This is a genomic window from Pseudomonas sp. K5002 (genome assembly GCF_013386655.1).
In the GTDB taxonomy this organism is placed as follows: Bacteria; Pseudomonadota; Gammaproteobacteria; order Pseudomonadales; family Pseudomonadaceae; genus Aquipseudomonas.
Map to the genome: position 1 here is coordinate 1 of NZ_JACARK010000507.1, position 3,940 is coordinate 3,940.

General features: G+C 63.2%; 5 protein-coding genes. All 5 read left to right on the plus strand.

The features are described from left to right. On the plus strand, positions 1 to 940 hold a 940-nt coding region (locus HX846_RS21810; protein WP_178966078.1), incomplete at its 5' end, for an aldehyde dehydrogenase family protein. Between the two features lie 18 nt (positions 941 to 958). Further along, positions 959 to 2,035, plus strand: a complete 1,077-nt coding sequence (locus HX846_RS21815; protein ID WP_003219483.1) for an LLM class flavin-dependent oxidoreductase — start codon at positions 959 to 961, stop codon at positions 2,033 to 2,035. Next, positions 2,035 to 2,847: an alpha/beta fold hydrolase gene (locus HX846_RS21820; RefSeq protein ID WP_178966079.1), complete on the plus strand. Its 813-nt coding sequence runs from the start codon at positions 2,035 to 2,037 to the stop codon at positions 2,845 to 2,847. Before HX846_RS21815 ends, HX846_RS21820 begins: the two co-directional genes overlap by 1 nt. Next, positions 2,840 to 3,235 carry a carboxymuconolactone decarboxylase family protein gene (locus HX846_RS21825; RefSeq protein WP_003219479.1) on the plus strand — a complete coding sequence of 132 codons (396 nt, stop codon included), beginning with the start codon at positions 2,840 to 2,842 and terminating at the stop codon, positions 3,233 to 3,235. The genes HX846_RS21820 and HX846_RS21825 overlap by 8 nt, the downstream gene beginning before the upstream one ends. Positions 3,236 to 3,477: 242 nt before the next feature. Next, positions 3,478 to 3,940: ATP-binding cassette domain-containing protein (locus tag HX846_RS21830; protein ID WP_218645463.1), on the plus strand; the 463-nt coding region annotated here is incomplete at its 3' end.

A 3,940-nucleotide genomic window follows, 5' to 3' on the forward strand; every position in this document is an offset into this window, starting at 1 on the left:
CTCCACACTGGCGCTGGCCGAACTGATCATCGAAGCCGGCTTCCCGGCGGGTGTGGTCAACGTAGTCACCGGCAACGGCGCCGTCACCGGCGAGGCCCTGACCCGCCATCCCGACATCGCCAAATACGTGTTCACCGGCAGCACCGAAACCGGTCGGCGTATCGCTGGCAACGCCGCCAATAACCTGGTGCCGTGCCAGATGGAACTGGGCGGCAAATCGCCCCACGTGGTGTTTGCCGATGTGGATATCGAGAAGGCCGTGAACGGCGTGGTCTCCGGGATCTTCGCCGCCGCCGGGCAAAGTTGCGTGGCCGGTTCGCGCTGCTTTGTCGAAGCGCCGATCTACGACAAGTTCGTCGAGGCCCTGGTGGCCCGCACCCAACAGATCAGCGTCGGCCACCCGATGGAAGAACACACCGACATCGGCCCGCTGGCCCTGCAAGCCCAACTGCAAAAGCTCGAAGGCTACATCGCCAGCGGCGCCCAACAAGGCGCGCAGATCGCCGTCGGCGGCAAACGCCCCAGCGCCGCGCACCTGTCCGAAGGCTGGTACTTCGAGCCCACGGTGATGGCCAACGCCACCAACGACATGCCGTTCATGCGCGACGAATTGTTCGGCCCGGTAGTGGGTGTGATGCCCTTCACCACCGAAGAGCAAATGCTCAGCCTGGCCAACGACACCCACTACGGCCTGGCGTCCGGAATCTGGACCCAGAACATCGACCGCGCGATGCGCTTTGCCAACCGCATCGACGCCGGCACGGTGTGGATCAACACCTACCGCAGCTCGGCCTACATGTCCGCCAACGGCGGCTTCAAGCACAGCGGATATGGCCGTCGCGGCGGCTTTGACGTGATGCGCGAGTTTTCCCGGGCCAAGAACGTGGTCATCGATTACTCCGGCGAAATGCAGGACCCCTTCGTCATTCGCCTGCGCTGATTATTCAAGGAGCATCTTATGAAATTCGCCGTATCCCTGAGCATGGAACGCTTCTCGCCAGACGTGCCGATGCAGACCGTCATGGCCAACCTGCTGGAGCTGGCAAAGATCGCCGATGCCGGCGGCTTTGAAACCCTGTGGACCTCCGAACACCACACCCTGGAATGCACCATCGCGCCCAACCCGTTCCAGACCCTGACCTGGCTCGGCCAGCACACCGAGCGTATCCGCCTGGGCACCGCAACCCTCGCTGCTGCCTATTGGCATCCGATCCGCCTTGCCGGTGAAGCCGCGCTGTGTGATCACCTGACCCACGGCCGCCTGGAATTCGGCATCGCCCGCGGTTCCTACCAGTACGAGTTCGACCGCATGACCCCCGGCCTGCAACAGCAGGAAGGTGTGGGCTACATGAAGGAACTGGTGCCGGCGGTGCAAAAGCTCTGGACCGGCGACTACGCCCACGACGGCCACTACTGGAAATTCCCGCAGACCGCCGCCGTACCGAAGCCGCTGCAAAAAGGCCACCCGCCGATCTGGGTCGCCGCACGGGACCCGGGCACCTTCGACTGGGCAGTGAGCATTGGCGCCAACATCCTGTCCACCCCGCTCTCGCTGCCAGCGGCCGAAATCGCGGTGCTCGGCGAAAAATTCAACAAGGCCGTGGCCGACAACCCCCACGTGCCACGCCCGCGCTTCATGATGCAGCGCCGCACCTGCGTGTACGCCAACGCCAACGACTGGGAACTGCCGGTCAAGCACAGCATGGATTTTGGCCGCGCCTTCGAGAACCTGATGCAGAACATCGGCACCGTGCACAACGGTTTCCCCGAGCCGGTGCCGTTTGAAAGCGTGCGCGGCAAAGACAACTACAACCCGGAAAACCTGCGACGCAACTTGATGTTCGGCACCCCGGAAGAAATCATCGAAAAGCTGCTCGACTACGAAGCCGCCGGTGTCGACCAGTATTGCCTGGGCCTGACCTTCAACCTGCCGTTCGAACTGCAGAAGCAGACCCTGCGCCTGTTCATCGATGAAGTGATGCCATTCTTCGCCGAGCGCGAACGCGCCAGACAACGCAACCAGGTCAGCGCGTGATGGGCCAGGCACAACGTTTCAGCGTGGCCAACGTCACGCTCAACTATCGCCTGGACGGGCATGGACCGCGCCCGCTGGTGTGCATCCATGGCGTGGGTTCCAGCCTTGAGGCGTGGGCTGAAACGGTGGCGGGTCTGCAGGAGCAATTCACCGTGCTGACCTTCGACCTGCGCGGCCACGGCCAGTCGTCCCGCACGCCCGGGCGTTATGAGATTGATCATTTGGTGGGTGAGGCGCTGGCCCTGGCGGATCACGTAGGTTTCAAGCAGTTCGACCTGGCCGGGTTCTCGTTGGGCGGGCTGATCGCCCAGCGCATGGCCCTGACTCATCCGTCGCGGGTTCACCGGTTGGTGCTGCTGTCGACCGTCGCCGGGCGTAACGCCGAGGAGCGCGAGCGGGTACACGCGCGCCTCGCCGCCTTGCAGGCCGGGGAGCCGGTGGCTCACTACGAGGCATCGCTGTCGCGTTGGCTGACCGAGGATTTTCAGGCGCGCAATCCCGAGGCCGTTACCCGTCTGCTCCAACTGAATGCCGACAACGACCCGGGCTGTTATGCCGCGGCGTATCGCATCCTGGCCGAGTCGGATTTCGGCGAACAGCTGTCACGGATCCGCTGCCCCACGCTGATTGCCACCGGTGCCGAAGACGCCGGCTCCAACCCACGGATGGCGGCGTTCATGCACGATCGCATCGAGGGTTCGCAACTGCGGATTCTGCCTGGGCTGCGCCATTGCATCCTGATCGAGGCGCCGCAACAGGTGGCCGCCCTGATACGCGATTTTCTAACCCCTTCGGAGACTCACCATGGATAAATCATTGCAGGCCCAAGGCGAAAGCGTTCGCCGCCAAGTCCTCGGCGATAGCTACGTCGACCAGGCCCTGGGCCGCGCCGACGACTTTTCCCGGCCCTTCCAGGCGGTGCTCAACGAGTACTGCTGGGGCATGGTCTGGACCGACGACAGCCTGGACCTCAAGCAACGCAGTCTGCTCAACCTGGGAATGCTCGCGGCGCTGGGGCGCATGGACGAATTCGGTACGCATTTCTGCGGCGCCCTGCGCAACGGACTGAGCGACGACGAACTGCGCGCCGCCCTCGTGCAGATCGCGGTGTACTGCGGCGTGCCGGCGGGTGTCGAGGCGTTTCGCGTGGCCCGCAAAGCCCGGGAAAGCATGGCTCCATCGGATTCAACGACCGGTTGACGCCCAACCCTTGCACTCGCCACACCGCTCATGCTGTAAGTGCCTTGGCACCACAACAAGAAATTTTTGCGACTGCGCCTTGCGTCGCCTTAGCTCGAAGATTTTTAACTGCCAGTAGCCCAAAAATTTCTATTGATGAAGTTTTCCGCAGATTGCAAAACAACAATTGGAGGCAATTGGTGAGCGAACGACTAAAGATTGAGAACCTCTACAAGGTCTTTTCCTCAACCCCGGACAGGGCCATGCAGCTCTTGACCGCCGGGGCCAGCAAAGACCGGATCCTGGCCGAGACCGCCACCGTGGTCGGCCTCAACAACGTGTCGCTGTCGATCCCCAGCGGGGCGATCTACATGATCATGGGCCTCTCGGGCTCGGGCAAATCCACCCTGGCGCGCTGTATCAACCGCCTGAATGAACCGACCGCGGGCAAGATCCTGCTGGACGGCGAAGACCTGGTGAGCCTCGACGAAAACCAACTGCGGGAAGTGCGCCGCACGCGTATCTCCATGGTGTTCCAGCACTTCGCGCTGCTGCCGAATAAAACCGTGATCGAGAACACCGAGTTCGGCCTCAAGCTGCGCGGTGTCTCGGCGGCCGAGCGGCGCAAGCGGGCCCTGGAAGTACTGGCGATTGTCGGCCTGGCCAAGTGGGCCGACCACCATCCCCACGAGCTGTCCGGCGGCATGCGCCAGCGCGTCGGCCTGG

Bases quoted from the DNA above. Each gene is read 5' to 3' on its own strand.
- HX846_RS21815 (WP_003219483.1), top strand. From the start codon at position 959: ATGAAATTCGCCGTATCCCTGAGCATGGAACGCTTCTCGCCAGACGTG.
- HX846_RS21820 (WP_178966079.1), top strand. From the start codon at position 2,035: ATGGGCCAGGCACAACGTTTCAGCGTGGCCAACGTCACGCTCAACTAT.
- HX846_RS21825 (WP_003219479.1), top strand. From the start codon at position 2,840: ATGGATAAATCATTGCAGGCCCAAGGCGAAAGCGTTCGCCGCCAAGTC.